Origin of the sequence: Oligoflexus sp. (assembly GCF_035712445.1) — a bacterium.
GTDB lineage: Bacteria > Bdellovibrionota_B > Oligoflexia > Oligoflexales > Oligoflexaceae > Oligoflexus.
The window spans coordinates 25,174-51,533 of record NZ_DASTAT010000095.1; the positions used below are offsets into that span (position 1 = coordinate 25,174).

Sequence of the window (26,360 nt, forward strand, 5' to 3'; positions counted from 1 at the left end):
AACTTCGTCAAAAGGGATGTCGCCCATGCACTTTTCGGGACTTCTACGTCAGGTTCGTCAGTGGTTGCCTGTGCTTGTTCTTTGTACTGCCTATGCCAGGACAAGCCCGGCTCAGGCTGTCGCTACACCCGGCGCCGGCGGCAAGTATGCCGTTGTTGATATGCAGGCCGTTATCCTGAATGTGGATGAAGGCAAGAGCGCGCGCGCGGATCTGGAAAAGCAAATCAAAGCCAAAGAAAAAGATTTGCTTAAGAAAAAGGAAGAACTCGACAACATGAACAAGGAGTGGGAAAAACAAGCTCCACTTCTGAACGAACAAGCTCGGATGAGCAAGCAAAAGGAATTTCAAGAGAAGTTCATGTCGCTTCGCAATGAAGAGATGAGCTTCCAGAACGAGATCAAAGGCAAAGAGCAGGCTGCCACGCAGAAAATCGCGATCGCAGTCAGCAAACTGGTCAACGATATGGCGAAGCAACGAGGCTTTGAGATGGTGTTTGAGACCAACAGCGCTGGTCTTCTTTACCTCAAAGATCCCGTGGATATGACCAAGGACGTGATTGCCGCTTTTGAAGCACAAAGCAAGAAAGGCAATACGGCCAAGAAATAAGGAGCAGCAGTCACCATGGTGAATTCAGAATCGGCCAACAGCAACGTTAACTCAACCACGCCCGCAGCCGGCCTGGGTTCCATTCAAGACTGGTTGCCCCATCGTTATCCATTCCTTCTGGTCGATCGAGTCCTGGACTATCGCGCGGGTGAATTCATCCGCGCACTCAAGATGGTGTCAGGGCTGGATCCCTACCTGCAGGGTCATTTCCCAGGCAACCCTGTCATGCCCGGTGTTTTGATCGTCGAAGCCATGGCCCAGGCTTCCGGTATTTTGGGTCGCCTGACTTTCCCTGAAAGAAAAAATTCCTGCCTGCTCACAGAGATCGGTGAGACGAGGTTCCGCCGTCAGGTCGTTCCTGGCGACGCTTTGGAACTCCATATCACTGTGGATAAGCAGCGTAAGGACTTCTTCTGGTTTAACGGCACAGCCAAGGTTTCTGGTGAATTGGCTGCGTCCTGTGTATTTACTGCCAAGCTGAGCTAATGAGTAAAACCTATGCTGGACTACAGAGCTGAAGAGCAAAAAGAGGCGCCTCAAGGAACTTCCATTCACGCCACCGCGATCATTTATAAAGGCGCGGAACTGGACGAAGGCGTGAGCGTCGGTCCCCGGGCTGTGATTGGTCCCAAGGTTAAGCTGGGCCGGAACGTAGTGGTCGGCGCGGGTGCTGTGGTGGAAGGCAAGACCACGGTCGGTGAAGGCACTCATATTTATCCTATGGCCAGCATTGGCTCCGATCCCCAGGATCTGAAGTACCGCGGCGAGGACACCGAACTCATCATCGGTCGTAACAATCGGCTGCGCGAGTATGTGAACATCTCCACTGGCACAGTGAACGGCGGTGGCAAGACCACGCTCGGTGATAATAATCTTATCATGGTCTACTCCCACATCGCCCACGACTGTCACATCGGAAGCAACTGCATACTGGCCAACGGTGTGCACCTTGCTGGTCATGTGGAAGTCGCGGATTTCGTGGTATTTGGGGGCATGTCCGGCGGGCACCAGTTCTGCCGCTTCGGTGAGCGCGCGATGATAGCCGCGGGAGCCATCGTAGTCCAGGATGTGCCGCCTTACTGTATGGTCCAGGGCGATCGTGCTCGTATTTCTGGCCTCAATGTGGTCGGTTTGCGTCGTTCTGATTTACCAAAGCAGCGGATCTCTGATATAAAGAATATGTTCAAAATCCTCTTTAATGAGAATCTTACGATCGAAGATGCAGTCAGCCGCATGGAGTTGGAAATTCCCGATTCCGAACAGCGACGAAAGTTCATTGATTTCCTCAAACGAAGTGAAAGGGGAGTCTGTCGTTGAAAAGGTCGAGCTATTTCATTTCCGCCCGTTCTGCGTCTGCCGATATTCTGGCTTCTGAACTGGTCCTGGCAATGAACGACCAATTCCCCAAGGTCGAATGCCTGGGGATTTTCGGAGAATGGTCGGGTCGTACGCGATCCTCCCCACTCGGTGACCTTCAAACCTGTCTCAGCCTTGGCCTGCATGACAAAGCGCAAATGTCGGAAGCGGCCAAAACTTTTTACGACCAACTCATTCAGGAATTGGAAAAGAACCTGCCCCAGGTCGCGATCCTGGTGGGCTATTCTTTTCTGCACCATGAACTGGCCGGTTTTTTCAAAGCCCAAAACATTCCAGTCGTGCTTTATGAAATCACGCCGGTCGGTGCGATCAAGGGCATCGACTTCGCGACGGTCGGCCAGCGGCTTGAGATCGCTCTTGGGATCAGTCCCATGGGCAGCGATCTGGTCCAGAAGTCGGGCGTTCCATACTATTATATCGGCAGTCCGCATAAGGACCGCGTGGATCGCGTGATCGTGGAAGCGCCTTCGCTCGGACTGCAGCCGCAGCTGCCCATCGTCTCCATCTTTCCCGGCGGGCGCGTGGAAGGCTTTCAGGCCACCTTTCCGGTTTTTCAGCAGCTGGCTGAAAAGCTTTCGCAGGACAAGGGCATGCAGGTGGTGCTTTCGGTTGCGGATCAGTTGATCGAAGATTCCAGCATCAAATTCGGAAATATGACCCTGAAACAGCTCATGGAGCAGGGGAAAACCAAGAAAGATGGTCTGCGGGTGATGCCTGGCATGCACCTGGAGCTTCTTTCGCTTTCCACCCTGGCCATTACAGGGTGCGGGGCGATCACCATGGAATGTGGTCTTTTCCAGGTTCCTGTGATGCCGATTTATCCCAGCAGCATGACTCAGAATGGATCGCGCAGCCTTTTGAATCAGACGGTAGGGAAGGCTGTGGTCAACGAATACGGTTCCGACACCCCCGCCGATCAGCTGCTGGCTGTGGCCAAAAAGCTGATCAGTGCTGGCCCTGAGCGCGATAAGATGCTAAAAGACCTGCTTGATGTGAAGCTTAGCCTGCAGGGCTTCGCGGCCGAAAACGCTGCTGACTACATCGGCCGCGAAATCGGACAATGGAAGCAGGGCAAACGCGCCGCCAAGGGCAACAAAACTGCATGAATCCCCGGATCAGTCTGCGGACCTGGTTCAAGCCTTTGGTGCTTGAGCCCCTCAGCGAAATTAAATCCTGTCTCATTCAAATCGTGCTTTCGCTCGGCCTTCTCTCGGCTGCGCAGGGTCTTTTTCTTCTGCTCATCGGCCCCCTCTTCAAAGCGATGTTCGACACCCCGGTCGATGGCACTTTCACACTGAATAGCCTTTTTCCGAGCGCCGTGGCCGGATGGTTCCAGGACCTGGGTCCGATGACCATCACCCGCGCGGAGCTTGCGAAGTATCTGCCTTTCGCTATTTTTTTCGCGGCCGTGGTCAATGGCTTCGCGGGCTTCATCTATCAGCACCAGCAGCAGGTGATGGCTCTGCATCTGGGCCGGCGCTATCGCGAAAAACTATTCGCGGCGATCCTGCAGCTGCCCTTTCAGAAGGCGACGCTGAAGTCACCGGGTGAATGGATGTCGGTGGTGATGAATGATGTGGCCTTTCTTCAGATGCGACTTTCCGATCTTCTGACGGGACTGGTTCGTGACGGCATCATGGTCCTGGCTTCGGTGCTGGCGCTTTATTTTATCCACTGGCCCTCGGCTTTGATTCTGACCGTACTGGCCATTCCCTTGATGGCGAGCACCGGCCGCACCGGCAAGCGCATTGCCGTGTTTGCCGAGCTTTGGCAGCGGGAACTCGGCCGCATGGTGAGCGCCGTCCTGGATTTGCGGAAACGATTTGAATTCATTCGGGCCCAGCGTGGCGAGGCGCTGGAAAAGGAAAGGTTCAAACAGATGAATCATGGATACTATCGCATGATTCGCCGTTCGATATTTATCCGCGCGGCCCTGGCTCCCAGCGTCGAGCTTATGGGTTTTCTGATGTTCGCGGCCATCCTTTGGGCGGTGACGCGGCAGGTGCAGGGTTTTCGCCTGGAAGCCAGCCAGCTCCTGCAGTTCTTTGCTGCACTCGGGATCGTTTTGCGGCCGTTGAAAAGCGTGGGCGAGCAGCTGGCGCGTTATCATGAAACGAAGGGGATACTGAAGCAGAGTCTTCAAACGTTTGCCACTGTCCGCGAACTTGCAGAAACCCGCAGCATCCAACCGGATGTGACACGGGGGAAGGATGTCAAAGCATGGAACCCCGAACAGGGACTCCATATTCAAAAAATATCAGTCGCGTACAAGGAAGGCTTTCGCCTGACGGCCGCGGACTTGAAATTGGAACCGGGTAAAACCGTGGCCCTGATCGGCCCCAGCGGCGCCGGCAAATCCAGTCTGATCAAGGTTCTTGCCGGACTTTTGCAGGCTGAGGATTGGCAGGCGGACCAGACTCTGGAATCGGTTGTGAAAGCCGCGACCCTTGTCAGTCAGAAGCCCTTTCTTTTCTCTGCGAGCATTCGCGAGAATCTTCTCTATGGACATCCTACTGGTTCGTCGGATGATGAACTCCTGAAAGAATTGGATTTCGTCGGTCTGAGCGCTGAGTTAAAGGCGATGGATCAGACTCTCGACAGCCCGGTCGATTTCATTCAAACGCCCCTGTCCGGTGGTCAGATGCAGCGGCTCACGATCGCGCGCGCCATGCTGCGGCCGCAGCCTTTGCTTTTGATGGATGAAGTCACAGCAGCCATCGACCCCCTGGCGGAAGAAGCGATTACGCGACGCGTGATCGAACGCTGTCATGAAAAAAATCTTTGTTTGCTCTTCGTCACCCATCGTCTGCAGCAGCTCCCATATTTTGATGAAATTTGGTTTGTCGAGGCGGGAACCGTAAGGAAATTCGCCTCCTACAATCATCTCTTCCAGGATTCCCGCATCCATCGCTTCATCGACGACCAGCATTCTCCTTGACTGCCAAAACATTGACGGACGCGGCTGTCTTGCGTCCTGCGTTGAGAGGTTTTAGAATAATTCTAGGACTGCCACACGCATCATTCTATGCAGACTTTATTATGGGCGCCCGCCCTGCTGCTTCCAGGGAGACAAGGATGAACGATACGAATCTCGATCCAAATTCGAATGCCGCCTTCAGTCAGAATACAGGCGCGCAATCCAATCCTTTTACGGGCGAATTGAAAGGCGAGTTCTCGAGCGACTTCGGTACGAATACCAACGCCGTGTCGCAGATTTTCAAAAGCGGGGGTTTTGCTTCTGAAAACAAAACCAAGCTGATCCTCGGCGCTGTCGCCGTGATCGCAATCCTCGGCGCCGCTTATTTCTTCGTCGCGTCTCCTTCTGAGGACGAGGCCACGACCGCTGAAGAAGCGATGGATGAAGAAGAAGGCATGGGCGAAGAGGGTATGGCGGACATGGGCGAAACCGCTCCCACTGACGCCAAACCCATTGAAGCCGCGAAACCAACTGAGATGGCCGCGCCTGCCGCTGAAACAGCGCCTGCCACCAGCACCGGCGCCATCGCCCTGACATCGCCTGCCAACGGCGCTGCGCAGACCTACGATGAAACCGAAGGCCCTGCGGAATTCCAGTGGGAAGGTCCTGCGGATCAAATCGTGTTCTCGCGCAGCCAGACCATGAACCCACCGGTTAAAGTCGTAACTTTGAATGGTGCCAGCACCTTTAGCTTTGAAAATCCTTATCCTGGAACCTGGTACTGGCAGGTGAAGAACGCCAGCGGTGCCAGCGAAGTTCGCAGCTTTAAGATCGCGGCCCCTGCACGTCGCTCCTTCCCCGTCACGCAGCCGACATCGGGCGGTTCGATCTCGGGCAATGGTGGAGTCGTCTCCTGGCAGGCCGGCGAGAAGATTGCCCGCTATTCTGTGGAGTTCACTCCCGCGGGCCAGTCCTTTGCAGCGCCTTCCCACCGCTTCGGCTCGTCGGGAACCAGCGTCGCTATCCAAGGTGTGAGTCCCGGCAGTTATGATGTGCGGGTTGGTGCTTTCTCGGAAGTCGCAGGGCGCTGGGAATGGCAGGTTATCAAAAACGTGACCGTCCAATAGTCTTGCAACTCCCTAGGAAATTCCGTAAACGCTTTCATTAGGAAAGCGTTTTTTTTTATTTTCAGGGGGATGCCTTGCATAAAGCCGCGCTCCGCGAACAGTTCCTGCAAAAACGCCTGGCCATGCCCGAATCGGAATGGACGGACAGAAGCGATGCGCTCGTCGATCAGCTGCTCGCGTGGCTCAAGGGCAAAACCTTCGATCACTATATCCTTTACCGCAGTTTTCGCCGTGAACCCTCGCTTGAGCGCCTGGCTTCCATCCTGCCGACCGATGACACGTTTTATCCTCGCATCCAGGGCAAGGCCATGAATTTTTATTCCACCGCGGGGGGCTTTGAGACCAACCGTTTCGGGCTGGAAGAGCCTCATGCCCATCCAGCGCGCGAGCTGCAGGTTTTTTCTGCCAAGACGCTTTTGATCATACCGGCGGTCGCCTATGACCTTCAGTGTTTTCGTTTGGGGTATGGCGGAGGTTTCTTTGATCGCTTTCTGGATCATAAGGTCCTTACGACCTTGGGCGTCTCATTCGATAACTTCGTGGTGAAGGAACTCCCGCGGGAGGTTCATGATCAACCTGTTCAGACTGTGATTACCGACAAGCGAGTGCTCACGCGATCTTCCTAAATCTGTTACAATATGAACCGTAATCAGATAAGGGGGACACTGGGGGTGGCACGCATCGCAGCCATCGTGGGCTGTTGTTTACTTTTGTCCCTGTTTCCCTTGCAGGCGCAGGTGACCACGCTCACGCCCAAGGTTTGGAATGGAGAGGCTCTGGCGAAAGACGAGGGGCTTTTCTATCTTCAAGGTTCCATCATTGATTCGAACGCCCAGCATAAGGGCGGGTCTTTTTCCTTTATCATCTTCGGCAAGAATCATCAGAAAGCCTATAGCGTTCAGCTTGATACCGCCGCGCTCGGCCAGCATCCCGACAAGGTCTGGAAGCTGAAAGAGGATGACTATCAGATCGCCCAGGTTCAGCATGTGGATAGCCAGGGCAAGCGTTGGATTTGGAAGGGTCCTTATCGGACCGCCCTTCAGGTGCGAAGCAAGAGCCTTTCCAACTTTGGCATCTGGTACCTCGTTCAGCTGAAGCAGGCGGGTCAGCTCAGCATTCTGATCAAACCATCCCCGAACACCTTTCAGGCCGCGAAATCCCAGGGCAGCATCGCGCGGGTCATCGACGCCGTGAGCGGCCGCGAGCAGGCTACCTTCGAGCAGAAGGCCGCCGCGCGCCAGGGTGAGATCCGCGCCGTGATGCGTTCCACGCGGACCATCGGCATGTTTTATAAGTTGAATCTCTTCCGTCAGAATCAATACGCGCCCACGGTAATCGGCGTTATCCAAAGCAACGATCCCGACCTCAGGACATGCTACACCGATTTTCTGGACCGCGGGACACCAGGCAAGGGGACCATCAGCTATACGATGCTGCTGTCGCATCAAAGCCACAGCATTAAATCCTTGAAAGTGAAGCAGGCGGAAATCAAGGATGAACGTTTTTTAGAGTGCCTTTATTATAAGCTGATGGCCTTAAGCTTCCCCATCAAGGAAAGCATGATCGGTGAACTGTCGCTCATTTTCCAGGTGGGCACCTGAAGGAGATTCGACGTGAGTTTTTATAGTGAAAAACTTTTGAAGCGGCGGCTGTCCAATTTTCTTCTGCAGCCGATCATCCAGACAAGGCTTGGGCTTTACTGCATCCTCCTTTCCTTTCTGTTCGCCGGCGTGATCGCGGCTATCGTTTATGTCCACCTGGGGCAGCTGTTCGGGTTCATCATCGAGATGACCGACGCTCCGGAAGAGGTTCAGACGATCATCCTGAGCTACCTGTCGAGCATACAGACGTCGATTTACCTTGCGCTGGGGTCTTATATTCTTTTCGTTCTGGCGATTTCGATTTGGTATACGCATCGCCTCGTCGGCCCCATGGTGGCGTTCAAGCGGCACTTTGAAGCTCTTCAGCAAGGTAATTTTACCCACCGAACCAACCTCAGAAAGAATGATGCCTTTCATGAAGCAGCCAACGAGCTGAATAAGGCGACGGAGTTTTTGGGGGAGCGGTATGGTGAAAAATCCAGCAAAATAGAGCACTTGCAAAATTAATTCAGGATTCAAGACCAGGGGTTTCAAGTGAAATCCCTGGCATACCGATCCCTTAGCCAGTTGGACTGGTAAAGGGACCCATGCGAATCCTGGTTTTCATCGTGCTGCTTTTTCTGCACGCGGCTGCGACTCTGGCTGCTGCGTTTGAACCTATTGTGATCACGCCCGGCACGCACTACCTTCACATCTCGAACTTTCATTCGCTCGACAATCGTGAAACGCGCTTTGATGCTGACGCCATCCTTTCCGGGCAGCATGATGCGCTGTTCACAACTCACGACCGTTACGCAAAAATGCTGGGAATACCCAATAACCCCATGAAGGGTGATTACTGGGTGCGGATCGAAATTGATAATCAGACCGGCCAGGATCTGACTCTCCTGAGTGAAAATGGAATGACTCCCAGTCTCAGTCGGATCTTTATACAGGACGCCAGGACTCGCGAGATTCGTCAGGCTTTTGTCCCGGGGGATCGTCTGCGTCGCTCGATGCAGGGTTTTCCTGTGCCGTCGGGTGCCTGGCGTGTTTACGTGGAAATCCTCCCTGACGAATTTTCAATGCCGGTTGTAAACCTGAGTATCAAGTCACCGCAAGGTCTCCTTCACGATTCGCCCGAGCGACACGTTCTTACAATGTCCTATGGCATATGCCTCGCTCTTATTGCGTATAACTTTGTCCTGGCTTTGACCCTGAGGCATCGCGCTCATGTCATCTACATTTTCTATAATATAGCCTTGCTGCTTTATTATGAGGGGCGTTATCAGGTTTTAGCCGAACAGTTTGGTTTTCCTGAAATTCCACGGGCGGCCTTGATCAGTATCAATTGTTCTTCCTCGTTTCTATTTTTGACTTTCCTTTATCATATGCTGGATATTCGGAAGAATCTGCCAGGTTGGAAGTGGCCGCTGCGCATTGTTTTTGCGTGCTGGCCATTCATCATCGTATTTTCGTTCATCAACCTGACCTGGGCTCAGATGGCCTTGATCAATATGCTGATCTTTTCCACGCCGCTCACCATGGGGATCGGTGTCCATTCTGCTCTAAAAAAGGTCCCAGGCGCACGAATTCTGCTGATCGCTGCCGTCATTCCCAGCCTGGGCACCATGATTCATTTCATGCATCAATTCTTCGCGCAATGGCTGCCTCATGCCTTTATCAACTGCGCTCAGATGCTGGCGTTGGATATCGAGATGATCCTGATGTCGATGACCATCGGCTTTAAGATTAACCGCGAGCAGGAGCGGCTTCGCAGTAAAATTGATCACGCCTATACGGAACTGAAAACGATTGTTTACCCGCACCAGGTGCAGCAGATCTGGGATGGAATGCCGCTGGATCAAACCATGCCTGTCGGTCAGAAGAATGCATTCATCCTGGTTTTCGACGTCGTGGCGAGCAGTAAAATGCAGATCGCTGACCCCCGATCTTTCCTTTCCGCGATCTTCCATGACTGTTCCAATTTGATGATGGAAAATTATCAGACCGATCCTTTGGTTGCGAATGGATATCGCGTCAAGGAAATGGGCGATGGCTTTCTCTGCAGTGTAGGCTTTCCCTTTGGTTGTCCGGATTCCAATGCGGCCGACCACAGCGTGAAGATGGCCCATAAATTTCTGGATATCTTCAAAAGGCATGTGGAACGCGTGGGAGCGCCCGGCAGCATTCACTGCGCGATCGGGATTGCCTACGGGACTGTCGAGGCCTTTTATCCGGAATCAGGAACGCAGGTTTACGATCTCTTCGGTCGCGGCATTATCCTTGCGCACCGGTACGAGAGCATGCGGGATATTCTCTTCCGCTGGCTCAAGCGGCGCGATGATATTATTATTCTGCATCAGCCGGTATTTGATCAGCTCTCCGATGCCTATCGCCAGGAATTCGTGGAAGTGGATCTCACCGCGTCCGACTTTAAGGTCCGCGATGACGAAGAAGCCACTCGACTCTATTATCAACTGGCTTCAGGCCGCACCCAGCGGCAGTTGCTGCGCGGCGCCTGAATCAAAGCTTCAAACCATTGATCCTGTTCCGCAGCTCCTGGCAGGCCTCGGGATTCGGCACCAGATAATCACTGCTGATATGCACATTGCCTTCGCTCACGCGGAGCGTGAAGTATTCCTCGCGGCAGCTGGAGGTCACCCGCAGGCCGCCGATAGGCGTGTCTTCGGTGGGTTCCTGGGAGGGGACTTCGAGCTTATCTATTTGAGTGGCCAGGGCCACGCAGCCTTCAAAGGGCTGGAAGTTGGTGATGTTTCGAATCGTCAGGCCTTCGATGGTAAGCTGGAAACTATCCCGGCAGCTGGCGGACACCCGGAATTTACCCGTGGTCCAGGCGGGGCTGCCGAGCCGATCACTGCTTTGGGCAAGGCCCAGTCTGGGCAGGGATTCGATGTCTTCGGAGGCGGCAATGTCCAAACTCTGTTCAAAGCCATTGGCACGCATCAGCTCGCGATCGAACGCGCGGGCCTGAAGGCGTTGCTTGCCATAAGGCTGGGTTTTGCAAGAGCTTGCCAGCTGACCTGAGCAGAATGCCAAAACAATGAACGCGAAGCTTCTCATGAAGTTCCTCGATGGTTCGGACCGAAATTATTTCCCTCGCTCATTTTGTTGCAAAATCTGATCCAAGGTCCTGTTAATATTATGATAGAAACGCCTAGCGTATCGCGGTACGGACTTTTCGAAGGGAACGCCATGCATATCCACCTGATCGATGGAACATATGAACTGTTTCGCAGCTATTACGGAGCCCCCGCTGCAAAAAGCCCCGACGGCCGCGAAGTGGGCGCCACACGCGGGCTTTTGAAAAGCCTCTGGTCGTTTCTGAAAAAAGGCACGATCACGCATGCGGGCATCGCGTTTGATCATGTCATTGAATCGTTCCGCAATGATCTTTTTGTTGGCTATAAAACAGGGGAGGGGATGGATCCTCTCCTTTATGCCCAGTTTGAGCTGGCGGAACGCGCGGCCCATGCGCTGGGGCTTGTGGTATGGCCGATGGTTGAATTCGAGGCGGATGATGCCCTGGCTACGGCAGCCCGCAGAGCCTTTGAAACCCAGGGCGTGACCAAGGTTCTGATTTGTTCACCGGATAAGGATATGGCCCAGTGCGTTCGCGGACAGAAACTCGTGATGTTTGATCGGCATAAGGAGGTGGAAACGGATGAGGCCGGAGCTCATGAAAAATTCGGCGTCGGACCCGCGTCCATTCCTGACTGGCTGGCGTTGGTCGGAGACACGGCGGATGGAATCCCGGGTGTTCCGAAATGGGGCGCGAAATCAGCGGCTGCATTGCTCGCTGTTTACGGTTCCTTCGAGAAAATACCGGCCAAGGCCAGCGACTGGTCCGTGAAAGTTCGTGGCGCCGAGGCCCTGGCGGCTAGCCTGAACGCGCATCGCAAGGAGGCAAAGCTTTACCGTCAGCTCGCAACCCTGCGTGACGATGTGCCGCTCCAGGAAACCGTTTCCGATCTTCGCTGGCGCGGCGCTCGTCGCAAGGAACTGGAAACCCTCTGCCAGGAGCTGGGCGAAAGCAACTGGCTTCAGAAAGTGACTCTGTGGGCCGAATAATCAAGCCTGAGTGCCATACGCAGTGCTGGTGACCATGACATCCTTCACGACAAACTGATCATTCACCAGTTTCCACATGGCCGCGAAAGTCTGTTCCCAGGATATGTCGGTTAAGAATTCATCCACACGGCTGAGCCAGGCATCATAGCCGGCTTTATCAGCCAGAATGGATTCCGCACGGATAATAAAGGCATCCGCATCATCGGCGATCGACACGAGATTCTTCACACCATAAGGATGCACGACATCCCGAATCGAGGTGGAGATGACCCGACGGCCTGCGGCCAGATACTCCGGAGTCTTGGTCGGACTGATATAGCGGGTCGCATCGTTTCGCGCAAACGGCAAAATCGCGATATCCCAGCTGGCCAGATACCGGGGCAGGTCTTCGTAAGTTTTTCCGCCTAAATAATGAATATTTGGCTGGCGGGGAAGGCTGGCCGGATCAATTTTCACGATCGGTCCTACCATGACGATTTGCCAATCGGGTCGTTTGCTGGCGATCTGATCCAAAAGTTCCAGATCAATGCGTTCATCAATCACACCCACATATCCAAGCCTGGGACGCGGAATGCCGGCCTGATCGTGAGGCTCGGACGTCATGTCGCGAGCCTGCGCGAAATGGGCGACGTCCACGCTGCTGGGAAAGGGATAAACCCTTTGATGCAGGTGGCGCTTGGCGTTGAAGAGACTGAATCCGCCCGTGAAAACAAGGTCGACTCGATTCAGAAGACTCTGCTCCATCAGGGGCAATTCCTGGGGCGCGCCTTTGAAATTCGACAGCTGATCCATGCAATCATAAACGCTGACCACCGGACGCAGATGATGCGAATGCTTCAAATGCATGGGACTGTAGTACCAGGTGATATACCGAATGATGCCATGGTCGTCCATCATCTCGTTCAGAAACTTTTTCATCCAGAGATTGGTTTCCATTTCGCCGTATCCTCGGGGCAGGTGAGGAGTGGCGACAAAGATATTATCGGCTTCCTCTCTGACCTGAAGTTCAGGGACTGCATTGTCACTCGTAATCGGTTCTTCAAAGAAAAATACACGTCCCTCTTTGGCAATACGACTCATCAAATGCTGGGGACGCTGAAAGACAAAGTTCCAGCGGAGATGCGAAAAACAAATGAGATCGGGGGAACTGCTGCTTGCAAATGCCATCTGAAATTTTTTCATCGTTCACTCCTCGCTACAGGCATCATCATTGCAATAGCTGTACCGAGGCAGGCAAAGCCAAGAGGCCCATTCTTTGCTGAAGTGACGTAACAGATTCAGTAGGGTCTTCGGAACGCATAATCTTCACCCATTGACGCTTGTTGATAATTCAGATACGCAGTCTTCACCCAGCAATAATGAAATATCGAAGGATAGAGGCTGTGTTCACGGAAGCGGTCCTATTGTTTTGGCAATTTACCTTGTGCTATCTTTTCGCAGGATGCTTAACGGTTCTCCAAAGAGCACGGATTTTCTCTTCTTACACATGGTGGGCAATATATGAAGGAGAAGCACAGAACGTCGTTGGACTTGGATCTGCATCATCTCCATCCAAGACCTCAGTTCTGCCGGAAGCACTGGCATTCACTCAATGGTCCCTGGAAATTCTGCTACGATGACACCAGCCGCTTTCAAAAGCCCTCGGATGTCGCGCAGTGGGATCATACGATTGAAGTTCCGTTTGCTCCTGAAACCGAACGCAGTGGAATAGGCGACGTGACATTTCACTCGGTCTGCTGGTACCAGCGCGAGTTTCAGCTTCCTCTCACGAATCAGGAACGCCTGCTCCTGCACTTTGGAGCCGTGGACTATCTGGCTCAGGTCTGGGTGAACGATCAATTTGTTGGTCGGCATGAAGGCGGTCACACCCCCTTTCATTTTGATATTACGCATTGTCTCAATGACGACGGCCCTCAGATCATTACCGTCAAGGTGGAAGATAATCCGCAAGATCTGGCCAAGCCCCGCGGAAAGCAGGACTGGCAGTTGGAGCCGCATAGCATCTGGTATCCGCGCACGACGGGGATCTGGCAAACGGTTTGGCTGGAGCCTGTGCCTGAAACCTATATCGGCAACGTGCGCTGGACACCGCATCTGGAGCGTTGGGAAATTGGCTTCGAGGCCTTCATTGAGGGCTGCGTGCGGCGCGAGCTGCAGATTCGTTTGAAACTGACGCTCGATGATCAGGTGCTGGTGAACGACAGCTACCAGGTGATTCTGGGTGAAGTGCATCGCAGAATCGCGCTCTCCGACCCCGGGGTCGATGACTTCCGAAACGAACTCCTCTGGAGTCCTGAAAAACCTACACTTATTAAAGCGCAAATCGAGCTTTATGCGGATAATGAGTGCGTGGATCGTATGCATTCGTATACAGCCCTCCGCTCGGTTTCCATACAGCATGGCGATTTCCTGCTGAATGGCCGGCCCTACTATCTGCGCATGGTGCTCGATCAGGGCTACTGGCCGGAAAGCTTCATGACCGCGCCCGATGGCGAGGCCTTGAAACGCGATATTGAACTCGTCAAGGCCATGGGCTTCAATGGTGTTCGCAAACATCAGAAGATCGAGGACCCGCAGTTTCTTTTCTGGGCCGACGTCCTGGGTCTGACGGTCTGGGAAGAGATGCCGAGCGCCTATCGTTTCACGCATGAAGGCGTGGAACGGATCACGCGGGAATGGATCGAGGCCATCGACCGTGACTATAGTCACCCCTGCATAGTCACCTGGGTGCCCTTCAACGAATCCTGGGGCGTACCCGACCTTGCAGAAAAGGCCTCGCACCGCAGCTGTGTGCAGGCTCTCTATCACCTGACAAAAACTCTCGATCCTACCCGTCCCGTCATTGGCAATGATGGTTGGGAAAGCACGGCCACCGACATCATCGGGATCCATGATTACGATAATCATCCCGCGGCTTTCAAGGAACGCTACGATCCTGCGCTTTCGATGAACGAAATTCTGAATCGACGCAGTCCGGCTGGAAAGATGATCACCATCGAGGGCTATAACAGCCAGAATCAGCCTATAATGCTGACCGAGTTCGGCGGCATCGCATTCACCAAGGAAAAGCCCGGCACGAGCAACGCCTGGGGCTATGCCGTATGCACGTCGTCGCGGGATTTGAAAAAACAGTACAGCGAACTCTTGAGCGTGGTGCATCAGCTGAAGCTCTTCCGTGGTTTTTGCTATACGCAGTTCACGGACACGTTCCAGGAGGCCAACGGTCTGCTCTTTGCAGATCGAACACCGAAGATTGATATCGAAACTCTGGCCATGTTTACCAGGGGTTTCCAACGTGATCGCGCGGAAATCACTTTGGAAGACGCGGATACGGCCGGACAACAGATGGGGTGTGAGTGAGATGCAGTATAAAAGTCGTTTCACCAAACCGGATGGCCGAACTCTTCTGCTTTATAGCCGCCGTCCCATCGATGCGAATATCGTGGCCACCAGTCCCTCGCCGACTCCGGTGTCGCTGGAGGGCTCGCACATGCGTTGGCATCCTCTGCGTGGCGAATGGGTAGCCTATGCGCGCCACCGGCAGAACAGGACGTTTCTGCCGCCGAAAGAATTCAATCCCCTGGCACCGACGGTTAATCCCGAGTTTCCCACGGAACTGCCTCAGGGGGATTACGACGTCGCTGTCTTTGAAAATATGTTTCCGACTTTGAGTGAAAAAGCGGTACCTCCTCCGCAAATTCCCGGCGTGGAAACTTATCCGGCCCTGGGCGTCTGCGAAGTCGTGGTCTTCACCAAAGACCCGACCATGTCTCTGGGACGTTTGCCGCTCGATCACATTCAATTGCTGCTTGAGGTCTGGGGCGACCGGACCCGAGAGATCGGTGCACGCGCGGATATCAAATACGTCATGCCCTTTGAAAATCGAGGCGTGGAAGTCGGCGTAACCTTGCATCACCCGCATGGCCAGATCTATGCGTACCCCTTCGTACCGCCGGTTCCGGCCCGTGAAAACGCACAGCAGCTCGCGTATTATGAAAAAAACGGCACGGGGCTTCTGGCTTCGTTCATTGAGCGTGAGATTCGCGAACGCATGCGACTGATTTATGAAGGGCCCCATGCGGTCGCTTTTGTGCCGGCCTGTGCGCGCTACCCTTATGAAGTGTGGGTGGCTCCTAAACGCGCCGTACCCACCATGGATCGCCTGGAAGAGCATGAACGGGCGGATCTTGCCCGGGCTTTGAAAACTGTTCTTTTGAAATTTGATGCGCTCTGGTCACGTCCATTTCCCTATCTGATGACTTTTCATCAGGCACCTACCGATGGGCGTGAACATCCGGAGTCCCATTTTTATCTTGAATTCAGTCCTCCTTATCGCAGCTCGGATCGGCTTAAGTTTTTGGCGGGCACAGAGCTTGGCGCGGGCCTCTTCGCCAATGATAGCTTGCCGGAAGACAAGGCCCGGGAGCTGCAGGGAGTGGAGGTGACCTTTGAGTGAAATAGATCAGAAATTGGCCACGATGCGCCAGCTGCTGGCGCGGCAGGGCATGGCCGGTTTCCTTTTGCGAGGGACCGACTGGTTCGCCTGGGCCACGGGTGGCAGCTCCAACACAGTGCTGCTCGCAGCGGAAACAGGAGTTGCGGAAGTCCTGGTCACGCTGCGGGATGCTTATATCCTTACAGATTCCATCGAAGCCGAACGGTTCCTGAATGAAGAGGCACCCACCCCTTATTTGGTATGGAGTGCGCCCTGGCAGGATCCTTTTGCACGCAAAGCATTTGTTCTGGACCAAACCCGAGGCGGTCTTTTAGCAAGCGATCGGCCGCGCGGCGTTGAGTATGCTTTGCCGCGCGACCTCTGGCTTTTAAGGCGTGAGCTGATGCCTGAAGAGCAGGATCGTTATCGTCTCCTGTGCCTGGAAGCGGCAGAAGCGATGACCGAGACTTTGGAAGCCGCTCACCCCGACTGGACAGAATTCGATCTGGCCGCCGCGGGTTCGGCCGCCCTTTGGAAAAGGGGCATTCATCCCGCATTAACGATGGCCGGTGGTGAAAATCGCCTGCCTCGTTATCGGCATCCTGTCGCGTCACGCGAAAAGCTCGGGAGTCGGGCCATGCTGGTTTTTTGCGCGCGCCGGCATGGGCTTTATGCGAATCTCTCGCGCTTTGTCTATTTCCGCAAGCCGGACAAGGACGAAGAAAAACACAAACTCGATCTTGCGCATGTGGAAGCTGCAGCCTGGCAGGCCAGCCGCCCCGGTGTGCCGCTCAGCAAGATTTATGAAAAGATAGTCGCAGCCTATGAAAGCATGGGGTACGTCGATGAACCAAGTCGTCATCATCAGGGCGGCCCCACGGGTTACCTGGCGCGTGAGGAAGTGGCTTCACCGCAGAGCACGGATCCTGTCGCGGATGGTACCGCGTTGGCCTGGAATCCCAGTGTGAAAGGTGGAAAGATCGAGGATACTATCCTGGTTCGTGGTTCACAGACCGATATTCTCACAGTCGATCCGCGCTGGCCGACGTTTGAATTTGCGGATCGGAAACGCCCTGACTTTCTGGTGAAACTATGAAAACTGCTTTTCAAAGACTGTTCGATCGCAGCCCAACGAGCATGGTGGAAGCCCCTGGACGCGTGAATCTGATCGGCGAGCACACCGATTACAATGGTGGTTTCGTCCTGCCCACTCTGATTCCGCAAAAAACCCTGGTGCATCTGGCTCCGCGCAAGGACCGCAAGGTTCAACTGTCCACCATGGATCGCGACGGGCATATGCGCCGCTTTACGTATCAAATCGGTGAAGAGCATGCTCAGGATGCGTGGGGCGATTATATTCAAGGTCTGACCTGGCTTTACGCGCGCGAAGGAATCAACGTCCAGGGTTTTGATGCGCTGATCACTTCGCATGTGCCGATGGGAGCCGGCCTTTCTTCAAGTGCGGCGCTCCTGGTGGCGTTTTCACGGGCTCTGCGCGAGGCTTTTTCCTTGAGTCTGACCGATGTGCAGATCGCTCTTTTGTGCCAAAGAGTTGAAAACGAGTTCGTCGGGGCCCGCGTTGGCATTATGGATCAGATGGCCATCAGCCTGGGCGATCATAATCATGCCTTGTTTTTGGATACGCGGGATCTCAGTACGCGTCTGATTCCTTTGCCCTGGAATAAGATGGATCTCTTCGTCATTAATTCCGGCGTGAGGCACCGGCTCAGCGAAGGCGGCGGTTACAACAGCCGCCGTTCAGAATGCGAAGAAGCCTGCCATCTTCTGGGCGTGAAGCAGCTGCGGGATATCACGGACCCGGATCGTTTGGGTTCCCTGCCCCAGCTCTATCAAAAACGGGCGCGGCATGTGGTGACGGAAAATCAACGGGTTCTGGAGGCCGTGGAAGCCCTGCAGAACGGCGATATGCTGCGCCTTGGGAAGCTGATGCAGGAGTCGCATCTTTCCATGCGGGACGATTATGAAGTGTCTGTGCCCGAAATCGATATCCTGGTCGAGGAATCCCTGCGCGAGCCCGGAGTTTTCGGAGCGCGACTGACAGGAGGCGGCTTCGGTGGCTCCATCGTGGGGATCTGCGAGCCGAAACAGGCGCTTCTTGTCGCAAAACACATCGTGGAACGAGCCCGGCAACGCTTTGATGAAACGCCTACCATCCTGGTTCCCGAAAGTTTCTAAACAGCCAATGTTTTAGTCTCCTGGCGCAAATTGCTGCTTATGGGCCAGGAGTCCTCTGCATTCCCACTCTATTTTTTTCCATATTTGCTGCACGTTAAATGCTGCCAGTAATAATGGCTGGCCTTTTGCATTGTATTCAGAAGTCGAAACTAGAGGAGGATAAATGTATGAGTGCATTTCTCAGAAGGTTTTACTTATGGATTGTCGCCTTGTTTGGAGGCGTGTTCCCTTCCACTCTTTTACTGGCTGACGCGAGTCTTTGCGAACGATTGGAGACGCTGATTCAGGATCCGAAGATTGCCATACACCTGGAATCGCGTGCCGATGGTTTTGTGATGAAGGCTCAAAGCCGTGAACCCGAGAGTCAAAAGACAGCGCGTTCGTTCGCGGTCGAAGTTTTAAAAGAGCATAATCTTGAAAACGAAGTTCCGCGAACCAATGGCTATGGACTTCCTGAACAGTGAATTCGAGGACCAGCGGCATGGGGTGAATTCCGTCCCATGCCCAGCTTGATTCCTCCGCCCCGCCCGCGATAGGATACTACTTAACCAAAACTCCCAAGATTCTGAACGACTTTAATCAGATGATGCCCGGAAATATTAAAACATTCCGCGACCCGTTTGATTTGCAACAGACGCTTCAGCGTGTAAAGCCAGATAAATAGGTACGCGAAACGAATGTTTTGAGTGAAGGGATACATCCATGATCGTCCTTTGCTCCCCTTGTGTGAAATGCTCCAGCGGAAGGAGCATATGATTTAATTATTTCAGCATGGGCAGGATCGGGAAATATTTTTATCTAATAATATCAATACTTTAATGCTTGGCTCTGCCATTGCATTGGGTAAAATGCGGTCAGCCATTCGCAGCCGCAACCCTCGATAGGTTTATGTTTCACTTTTCACGGAGTCTCTCATGAAATCCTCTTGCTTGTGTCTCAGGCGATCCATCCTTGCCCTGGGGGCCTTGTTGCTCCTTCACAATATCGCTCCTCAGGGGCTGGCCGCTGATTTGCCAACAGAAGAAGCAAAACTTACGTTCGCACCTGAAGTGCCTCCGCCTTTGAAGCGCAATACTCCCGCCAAGGTCATCGTCCGTCTGGAAGCCAAGGAACTCGTATCCCGCCTCGCTGATGGCGTTGACTATACGTTTTGGACGTTCGGCGGTCAGGTTCCGGGAAAATTTATCCGCATCCGTGAAGGTGATACCGTTGAATTCCATTTCAGCAACCATCCTAGCAGCAAGATGCCTCATAACATCGACCTTCACGCCGTGACAGGTCCTGGCGGTGGCGCGGCCTCATCGTTCACAGCGCCCGGTCATGAATCAACGTTCTCATTCAAGGCTCTTAACCCTGGCCTCTATATTTACCACTGCGCAACCGCCCCTGTGGGTATGCATATCGCCAACGGTATGTACGGCCTGATCTATGTCGAGCCCAAGGAACCCCTGCCTCCAGTTGATCGCGAATACTATGTCCTGCAGAGTGAATTCTATACCAAAGGCAAATACGGTGAACGCGGTCTGCAAGCCTTTAGCATGGACAAGGCCCTGCGGGAACAACCCGATTATGTGGTCTTCAACGGCTCGGTCGGTGCGTCTGCAAACAAACCCATGACGGCCAAAGTTGGCGAGACCATCCGTCTTTTCGTCGGGAACGGCGGACCCAACCTTGTGTCCTCCTTCCATGTGATCGGTGAAATCTTCGATCGTGTTTACATTGAAGGCGGAACGGCGATCAACAAAGATGTTCAAACCACTCTCGTGCCTGCTGGTGGCTCGGCTATCGTCGAATTCAAAGCCGATGTGCCCGGAACCTTCATCATCGTCGACCACTCCATCTTCCGCGCCTTCAACAAAGGGGCACTGGCTCAGATCAAAGTGGAAGGCGACGACAACAAGGCCATCTATTCCGGTAAAGAGCGGGACGATGTGTACCTGCCTGAAGGTTCAGGCATTCAAACCATTGATACGGGAACCAAGGCCGCTCCTGCTGCCAAGACCAAAGCTGAGCGCATCGCTGTCGGTAAAAAAGTATACGACACCAACTGTGCAGCCTGTCACCAGCCGAATGGTGAGGGGATACCCCGTGCCTTTCCTCCACTCGCCAAGTCTGACTTCCTGAATGCTGATAAGGCCCGGGCGGTAAAAGCCGTGGTGCATGGTTTGGAAGGCAAGATCACAGTCAATGGCGCCGAGTATGACAGCGTGATGCCGGCCTGGTCTTTAAGCGACGATGATGTGGCCAACGTGCTGACTTTCGTCTACGCGTCCTGGGGCAACAGCGGCAAGGAAGTGACGCCGGCTGAAGTCGCTGCTGCCAAAGCCACTAAAAAGTAACACGAGGAACGGCCTATGAGAACGACCAGGGTTTCCGCTCTTATACTGATGCTACTCTTCGCAAGGGAGCGTACCCTGGCTCAGACGCCGGTGCCCATGATTCAAATTCCAGCGGGTGTCTATGAGTCCTTCGTACCGGAAAAGAAAACACCGAGCGCTCCGCTCAAGGCGCCTTTGATTCAGGTGGCCGCTTTCCTTCTGGATAAAACACCCGTCACCAATCTCGATTTCCTTCGCTTTGTGGAAGCCCATCCCGAGTGGCAAAAGGATAAGGTCACTTCGCTTTTTGCGGATGCGACCTATCTTTCCCACTGGGAAGGCGCTTTAAAACCAGGATCTCAGGCACCCGACCAAAGTCCTGTGATTCACGTCTCCTGGTTCGCCGCGCGGGCTTTCTGCAAGGCTCAGGGCAAACGTCTGCCGACGACCTATGAATGGGAATATGCGGCCAGCCCGGAATTTTTTGGCAAGTCCGCGACCGATCGCGAGGCGTTTTTGCAGACGATCCTGGAATGGTATTCCCGGCCCTCACCTTCGGTCCTGGGACCTGTGGGGCAGCCCACTCAACATCGGTTGGGCGTTCAGGACCTGCATGGGCTCATCTGGGAATGGACGGCTGATTTCAGTTCCAACATTGCATCCACCGAACAGCGGGATAATTCCGCGCCCAATACTGCGGAATTCTGTGGCGCATCGACTCTGGGTGGGAAAGATCCCACGAATTACGCGAGCTATATGCGCTTTGCTTTTCGCAGCAGCTTAAAAGGAGGGTTTTCCCTTGCGAATCTTGGCTTCCGTTGCGCGCGCGATGTCGCGCCTTAAACTTTGGGTCCTGATCTTCATCGTCGTTCTGCCTGTTGTTACCGCCCAGCCTCTCATGGGCAAGGACAGCAAGGGCAGCCTTCACGAACTGACAAGCGTATGGAAGGATCAGAATGGCAAAACCTTTCAATGGAAAGATGCCCAAGGCAGGGTGCTGCTGGTGAGCATGGTCTATACCAGCTGTCAGCAGACCTGCCCTTTGATCATGAGCGAGATGAGCGCTCTGCAGAAATCCCTGCCCGCGGCGCTCCAGGATAAGGTGGACGTCCTGCTGTTCAGCATGGACCCCAAACGCGATACGCCCGAGCGCCTCAAGGCCTATGCCACAGAACGCAAGCTGAACCCGAACTGGCGTCTTTTCAATGGTGCCGAGGATGATGTTCTGGAACTCGGAACGGTGCTGGGGTTCCGCTACAAAAAAATGGAAACAGGTGATTTCGCCCACTCGAATATCTTCACCGTGGTGGATCAGAAGGGGCAGATGCAGCATCAGCAGCTGGAACTTTTCAAAGGGCGGGCCGATACCGTGGCTGTCATGCAGAACCTTTTGAAGACTCCATAAAAAGGAGGAGCGCCGTGTCCCGTATCCTTTCCTTCATTCTGCTCACGAGTTTGACTCTGGCCTGCGGCCGCGATTCCGGCTCGTCAGGCCCGGCCCCGCAGGAGGCCCAGGACGATGCGACTGCGCGTTGCGCGGCCGTGTCTTCCTCCATCACGCGCATCACTGATGTGATCGCGCTCATCAACAGTCTGCCGAAGCCCGTCACGCTCGATTGCGTGATTGCAAGTCTCCGGCGTCCTTTCGCACTGAATGCGACGGCCAGCGTGATCAGCGCGCAGCCGGCGAGCAGTCGCGACAAGCCGCGCATATTCCTGCATCATGAAGGACTCTTTCTTTCCGTCGTTCCCGGCACTGCAACCTTGGAGTTCGGAGAAACCTGGCAGAGTATTTATTCCATCAAGGGCGAACTGACTTTTCCCATCCAGGAGAACCTTGCGGATAACGCACCTTTTGTCGGCATTGGCCCCATCTTCAGCAGCAGCCAAAATCAAACACGCTGCGGTGCCCCCTGTCACCTGACAACAGTGGAATACTCCAAACAAGGCGGTGTGACGATCTTTGCCTCGCAGATTGTGCGTCCCAATCCCGCGCTGGATATTCCTTTGGATGAATTAAAAGCCGCGTGGAAAAATTGCAGCACGCCTGATGATCCTGCGTGCCAGCTTTATAATGCTCTCTTTGACGAGGCCGATCCTTTGAGCTTCGAGTTCAACGAAGACTTTCCCTTCTTCTGATCACCTCTGCGCGAAGTTCTCCGCAGGCGCGCTGAATAACGCTATATTTAGTGGTTGAAATGAAATTGAAACACTAGATATGCTAAAGGCATGAGTTCTTCAGCGCGGAGTTGCTGTGATGCGCTATGCCTTTGCTGATGTTGTATTTCAGGAAGTTCCCGACGAAATTTCCCTCCTTTTTTTTATCTGTGGCTGCCCGCATCGCTGCCCTGGCTGTCATTCGGCAAGCCTATGGAATGCCGAGCAGGGTGATTCCCTCAGTTTGGATGTTTATGGCGAATGGCTCGACCGTTATGCCGGTCTTGTCACGTGCATACTTTTTTTCGGCGGCGAGTGGTGGCCGGAGCAGCTGGCATTACTCCTGAAGACCGCGCAGGGAAGGGGATTCAAAACCTGCCTCTATACCGGCCTTGAACGCGTGAGTCCCGAAATTCAAACGCATCTTGATTATCTGAAAACAGGTCCCTGGAATCCACGTCTCGGTGGATTGGATCAACCGGGAACCAATCAACGATTCCTACGGCTCGACACAGGTGAAGTTCTTAATTCCCGATTCCATAGATGAGGTTCATGCCATGCTCAAGCTGTCCCTGCCCCAGATCCAGAATAAAGTGGCGTTCATTCAGTCCTATATGTCACCCGAGAACGCTGCCTCTTCGTCCCGATTTGATGCCAACGCGAATGTGACCAGCAAGAATCTTGCAACCCTGGAAGCCGAGCTGCATAAAGATATCAGCATCCAGATCAACCGGCATCTGATCAGCCAGAAGATTCGGGAACTATTTGACGAGGAAACGGCCGCGGAATATTTGCGGCAGATTGAAGATCATGAGATTTATGTTCATGATGAGACCTCTTTGAAACCTTACTGCGCTTCCGTCAGCCTTTACCCCTTCCTGCTGCATGGACTCAGGCCTTTGGGCGGAGAGTCGTCCGCGCCGCAGCATCTGGATAGTTTCTGTGGATCATTCATCAATCTCGTCTTCGCCCTGAGCTCGCACTTTGCTGGGGCTATCGCGACTGTGGAATTCCTGATGTATTTTGATCATTTTGCGCAGAAAACCCTGGGCTCTGACTATCTTGTGGAATCACCGCAGATCGTGCGCAAAAAATTCGAACAGATCGTCTACTCGATCAACCAGCCGGCCTCGGCGCGCGGATATCAGTCCGTCTTTTGGAATATTTCGATCTATGACCAGCATTATTTCTCGCATATGTTCGGCGATTTCTATTATCCAGACGGCACGCAACCTTCCTGGGAATCTGTGGAAAGGCTGCAAAGATTTTTCATGGGCTGGCTGAACGAAGAACGCACGCGCGCCGTGCTGACGTTTCCGGTCGTGACGGCTGCCATGCTCATCGACGCAAGCGGGCCCCGCGATCTGGAATTCGCCCGCTTTTGCAGTCAGGAGCTGAGCGAAGGCAACAGCTTCTTCGTTTACACGTCCCCCCGGGCCGACAGCCTTTCCAGCTGCTGCCGTCTGCGGAATGAAATCAATGACCTGACCTTCAGTTATACTTTGGGTGCGGGCGGCATCGCGACAGGGTCCATCAATGTGATCACGATCAACATGAATCGGCTCATTCAGGACCGCCGCGATCTGGCCAGCGAGGTCCAGAAGATTTATAGATACCAGATGGCTCATGACGCCTTGATCCGGGACTACCGGAAAGCGGGGCTGCTGCCCGTTTATGACGCTGGTTTTATCACGCTCGAAAAACAGTATCTGACGATCGGGTTGAATGGTCTCCTGGAAGCTGCGGAAGCCGAGGGTCTCACGCCCGGCCGTAACGAGGCTTATATCGAGTTCATTCAAAAGCATCTGAAGGTGATCTATGACGAGAATCGCAAGGCCTCCAGGACCTATGGGCGGCTCTTCAACACCGAGCTCGTCCCGGCCGAAAACCTGGGCGTGAAGAACGCCCAATGGGATCGCAAGGATGGCTATTTCGTGCCGCGCGACTGCTATAACTCCTATCTTTATCCCGTGGAGTCCGAGGGGGTGAACGCGATCGATAAATTCATCCTGCACGGCCATGAGACCTGCCAGTACCTGGACGGTGGCTCGGCGCTGCATTTGAATCTTGAAGAATACCTGTCCGCCGCGCAGTACATGGATCTTCTGCGCGTTGCGGCACGGACCGGCTGCAATTATTTCTGTACCAACATCCTGATCACGCTCTGCAATGAATGCGGTCATACCGATAAGCGAACCCATCGCGCGTGCGTGCGCTGTGGAAGCGGGAATGTGGATCACGCCACCCGGGTCATCGGTTATCTGAAGCGCGTGAAGAGTTTTTCAAAGGCTCGGCAGAAGGAGCATGCGGAACGGTTCTATGGGCACGTTCGCGGCTTATAGCCTAGCCTCGGGCTGCTTTTTTCATAAAACCATCGACAACCGAGAGAAGGTCGTCCATCTCAAACGGCTTTTCCAGCCATCCGTTGGCTCCTGTTTCCTGGGCGCGTAGCCGAATGTCTTCTGCGGCCGAGATGATCACAAAGGGGATGGTGCGATCACGCTCCTCTTTCAGGCGGCGGCTGAATTCCCAGCCGTTCATCACCGGCATTTTCATGTCGAGAAGGATCAGGTCCGGATTCAGGCTTTGCAGGAGTTTCCAGGCTTCCAGGCCGTTCGCCGCGGCCTTGACCGCATAACCATGCATGGTCAGGATCTGATCCAGAAGATCCCTGCAGTATTCATCATCTTCAACAACCAAAATGGTTGGCTGCTGTTTATCGGTCATTGGGATTTCTCCTTTGTCGGAAGCTCCATGATAAGACAGCTTGCCTTGAAGTCCCGGCTGTTTTTTAGCTGAATTCGCTAAACCGCAATCGTCTTCTTGATTGGGTGAAAACCCTCTGTCCTTGATACTTTTGCACGGCCTGAACTTTTCTTAACTGGACAAGGCCGGTTCCAGATTTATCTCCCCCTCTTTTTTCCTGCTATATGTTTAAGTGTCTTACATAAAAAACCCCAGATACCGCCCGGGCTTTTATTGTTATGAATGAGTCTGAACTTGGCTTCATTTTGAATGGAGGAATCTTTCGATGAAGATCTCTGAAATGATGACCCAGGAAACTGTCTTGATGAGTCCGGAAACCCATTGCCGGCGCGCCTGTGAAATTATGCGCGACAGTGATATTGGCTTCATTCCTGTGACTGACGGTGATCGAATTCTAGGCGCCGTGACCGATCGCGATATTGCCACGCGTGCGATCGCGCAAGGGCTTGACCCGGACAGCACGCCCGTGCGCGAGGTGATGAGCCGCGAGATCGTCTATATCTTCGAAGATCAGGATGAACTGGAAGCCGCCCGCCTGATGCAGGTGAAACAAATTCGGCGGCTGGTGGTGCTGAATCGTGACAAGCGCCTTGTGGGTATTCTCTCGCTTTCTGATCTTTCCTCGCATGCCCGCGATCATGCTCTGGCCGGTGAGGTTCTGGAAAGCATGATGGATCATGGCCAGCATGCGCAGGTCCCCTCATGAAGATTCCATGAAGTTTCCTTTCATACTGGATCTTTAGGGCTAATTTTGCTTCCATCCTCCTCATGACTTCAGTCCAACATGA

26 protein-coding genes are annotated in these 26,360 nt (G+C 53.8%); 23 read left to right on the forward strand and 3 right to left on the reverse strand.

The annotated features are described in order from the left end of the window. Positions 1-25: 25 nt before the first annotated feature. From VFO10_RS20540 to VFO10_RS20585, 10 genes are all read left to right on the forward strand, one after another. Complete coding sequence (locus VFO10_RS20540; RefSeq protein ID WP_325143705.1) at positions 26-607, forward strand: OmpH family outer membrane protein; 582 nt, start codon at positions 26-28, stop codon at positions 605-607. Between the two features lie 15 nt (positions 608-622). After that, positions 623-1,093: a 3-hydroxyacyl-ACP dehydratase FabZ gene (gene fabZ / locus VFO10_RS20545; protein ID WP_325143707.1), complete on the forward strand. Its 471-nt coding sequence runs from the start codon at positions 623-625 to the stop codon at positions 1,091-1,093. Between the two features lie 12 nt (positions 1,094-1,105). After that, entirely contained in the window at positions 1,106-1,924 is an 819-nt protein-coding gene (gene lpxA / locus VFO10_RS20550; protein WP_325143709.1) for an acyl-ACP--UDP-N-acetylglucosamine O-acyltransferase, read from the forward strand. Next, entirely contained in the window at positions 1,921-3,090 is a 1,170-nt protein-coding gene (locus tag VFO10_RS20555; RefSeq protein ID WP_325143710.1) for a hypothetical protein, read from the forward strand. Before lpxA ends, VFO10_RS20555 begins: the two co-directional genes overlap by 4 nt. Then, positions 3,087-4,922: an ABC transporter ATP-binding protein gene (locus VFO10_RS20560; RefSeq protein WP_325143712.1), complete on the forward strand. Its 1,836-nt coding sequence runs from the start codon at positions 3,087-3,089 to the stop codon at positions 4,920-4,922. Before VFO10_RS20555 ends, VFO10_RS20560 begins: the two co-directional genes overlap by 4 nt. A 137-nt stretch (positions 4,923-5,059) precedes the next feature. Continuing rightward, positions 5,060-6,028, forward strand: coding sequence for a hypothetical protein (locus VFO10_RS20565; RefSeq protein WP_325143714.1), 969 nt, complete (start codon positions 5,060-5,062; stop codon positions 6,026-6,028). Positions 6,029-6,102: 74 nt separating this feature from the next. Beyond that, positions 6,103-6,654, forward strand: coding sequence for a 5-formyltetrahydrofolate cyclo-ligase (locus VFO10_RS20570; RefSeq protein WP_325143716.1), 552 nt, complete (start codon positions 6,103-6,105; stop codon positions 6,652-6,654). Positions 6,655-6,699: 45 nt separating this feature from the next. Continuing rightward, the gene (locus VFO10_RS20575) at positions 6,700-7,629 is read left to right on the forward strand and encodes a hypothetical protein (protein ID WP_325143718.1); all 930 of its coding nucleotides are present in this window, start codon (positions 6,700-6,702) and stop codon (positions 7,627-7,629) included. Positions 7,630-7,641: 12 nt separating this feature from the next. Beyond that, on the forward strand, positions 7,642-8,136 hold the full coding sequence (locus VFO10_RS20580) for a hypothetical protein (protein WP_325143720.1): 495 nt from the start codon (positions 7,642-7,644) through the stop codon (positions 8,134-8,136). An 80-nt stretch (positions 8,137-8,216) separates the two neighbouring features. After that, positions 8,217-10,133 (forward strand): 7TM diverse intracellular signaling domain-containing protein, encoded by a 1,917-nt coding sequence (locus VFO10_RS20585; RefSeq protein ID WP_325143722.1) that lies wholly within the window; start codon positions 8,217-8,219, stop codon positions 10,131-10,133. Between the two features lies 1 nt (position 10,134). Here VFO10_RS20585 and VFO10_RS20590 read toward each other — a convergent pair whose 3' ends face one another. Beyond that, the gene (locus tag VFO10_RS20590) at positions 10,135-10,692 is read right to left on the reverse strand and encodes a hypothetical protein (RefSeq protein ID WP_325143724.1); all 558 of its coding nucleotides are present in this window, start codon (positions 10,690-10,692) and stop codon (positions 10,135-10,137) included. 132 nt (positions 10,693-10,824) lie between these two features. Here VFO10_RS20590 and VFO10_RS20595 point away from each other — a divergent pair, with 132 nt between their 5' ends. Next, a complete protein-coding gene (locus VFO10_RS20595) occupies positions 10,825-11,700 on the forward strand; it encodes a 5'-3' exonuclease (RefSeq protein ID WP_325143726.1) in 876 nt (291 codons plus the stop codon). Here the strand turns inward: VFO10_RS20595 and VFO10_RS20600 are convergent, their stop codons facing one another. After that, a complete protein-coding gene (locus tag VFO10_RS20600; RefSeq protein WP_325143727.1) occupies positions 11,701-12,882 on the reverse strand; it encodes a glycosyltransferase family 1 protein in 1,182 nt (393 codons plus the stop codon). It abuts the gene before it with no gap. A gap of 318 nt (positions 12,883-13,200) precedes the next feature. Between VFO10_RS20600 and VFO10_RS20605 the strand changes: the two genes are divergently transcribed. From VFO10_RS20605 to nrdD, 11 genes are all read left to right on the forward strand, one after another. Further along, a complete protein-coding gene (locus tag VFO10_RS20605) occupies positions 13,201-15,060 on the forward strand; it encodes a glycoside hydrolase family 2 TIM barrel-domain containing protein (RefSeq protein ID WP_325143729.1) in 1,860 nt (619 codons plus the stop codon). Between the two features lies 1 nt (position 15,061). After that, positions 15,062-16,156 (forward strand): galactose-1-phosphate uridylyltransferase, encoded by a 1,095-nt coding sequence (gene galT, locus VFO10_RS20610; RefSeq protein WP_325143731.1) that lies wholly within the window; start codon positions 15,062-15,064, stop codon positions 16,154-16,156. After that, complete coding sequence (locus tag VFO10_RS20615) at positions 16,149-17,231, forward strand: M24 family metallopeptidase (RefSeq protein WP_325143733.1); 1,083 nt, start codon at positions 16,149-16,151, stop codon at positions 17,229-17,231. The genes galT and VFO10_RS20615 overlap by 8 nt, the downstream gene beginning before the upstream one ends. Further along, on the forward strand, positions 17,228-18,331 hold the full coding sequence (gene galK / locus VFO10_RS20620) for a galactokinase (RefSeq protein WP_325143735.1): 1,104 nt from the start codon (positions 17,228-17,230) through the stop codon (positions 18,329-18,331). Before VFO10_RS20615 ends, galK begins: the two co-directional genes overlap by 4 nt. Before the next feature lie 167 nt (positions 18,332-18,498). Continuing rightward, positions 18,499-18,795 (forward strand): hypothetical protein, encoded by a 297-nt coding sequence (locus VFO10_RS20625; RefSeq protein WP_325143737.1) that lies wholly within the window; start codon positions 18,499-18,501, stop codon positions 18,793-18,795. A gap of 450 nt (positions 18,796-19,245) precedes the next feature. After that, a complete protein-coding gene (gene nirK / locus VFO10_RS20630) occupies positions 19,246-20,670 on the forward strand; it encodes a copper-containing nitrite reductase (protein WP_325143739.1) in 1,425 nt (474 codons plus the stop codon). A gap of 15 nt (positions 20,671-20,685) precedes the next feature. After that, on the forward strand, positions 20,686-21,492 hold the full coding sequence (locus VFO10_RS20635; RefSeq protein WP_325143741.1) for a formylglycine-generating enzyme family protein: 807 nt from the start codon (positions 20,686-20,688) through the stop codon (positions 21,490-21,492). Continuing rightward, on the forward strand, positions 21,449-22,054 hold the full coding sequence (locus VFO10_RS20640) for an SCO family protein (RefSeq protein WP_325143742.1): 606 nt from the start codon (positions 21,449-21,451) through the stop codon (positions 22,052-22,054). Before VFO10_RS20635 ends, VFO10_RS20640 begins: the two co-directional genes overlap by 44 nt. A 14-nt stretch (positions 22,055-22,068) precedes the next feature. After that, complete coding sequence (locus VFO10_RS20645; RefSeq protein WP_325143744.1) at positions 22,069-22,788, forward strand: hypothetical protein; 720 nt, start codon at positions 22,069-22,071, stop codon at positions 22,786-22,788. A 118-nt stretch (positions 22,789-22,906) separates the two neighbouring features. Then, positions 22,907-23,353, forward strand: coding sequence for an anaerobic ribonucleoside-triphosphate reductase activating protein (gene nrdG / locus VFO10_RS20650; RefSeq protein ID WP_325143746.1), 447 nt, complete (start codon positions 22,907-22,909; stop codon positions 23,351-23,353). Positions 23,354-23,363: 10 nt separating this feature from the next. After that, positions 23,364-25,148 (forward strand): anaerobic ribonucleoside-triphosphate reductase, encoded by a 1,785-nt coding sequence (nrdD, locus tag VFO10_RS20655; RefSeq protein ID WP_325143748.1) that lies wholly within the window; start codon positions 23,364-23,366, stop codon positions 25,146-25,148. Position 25,149: 1 nt separating this feature from the next. On the opposite strand, the gene VFO10_RS20660 is transcribed toward nrdD, so the two are convergent. Continuing rightward, a complete protein-coding gene (locus tag VFO10_RS20660) occupies positions 25,150-25,533 on the reverse strand; it encodes a response regulator (protein ID WP_325143750.1) in 384 nt (127 codons plus the stop codon). Between the two features lie 304 nt (positions 25,534-25,837). On the opposite strand from VFO10_RS20660, the gene VFO10_RS20665 reads away from it, so the two are divergent. Beyond that, a complete protein-coding gene (locus VFO10_RS20665) occupies positions 25,838-26,278 on the forward strand; it encodes a CBS domain-containing protein (RefSeq protein WP_325143752.1) in 441 nt (146 codons plus the stop codon). The last annotated feature ends 82 nt before the right edge of the window (positions 26,279-26,360 follow it).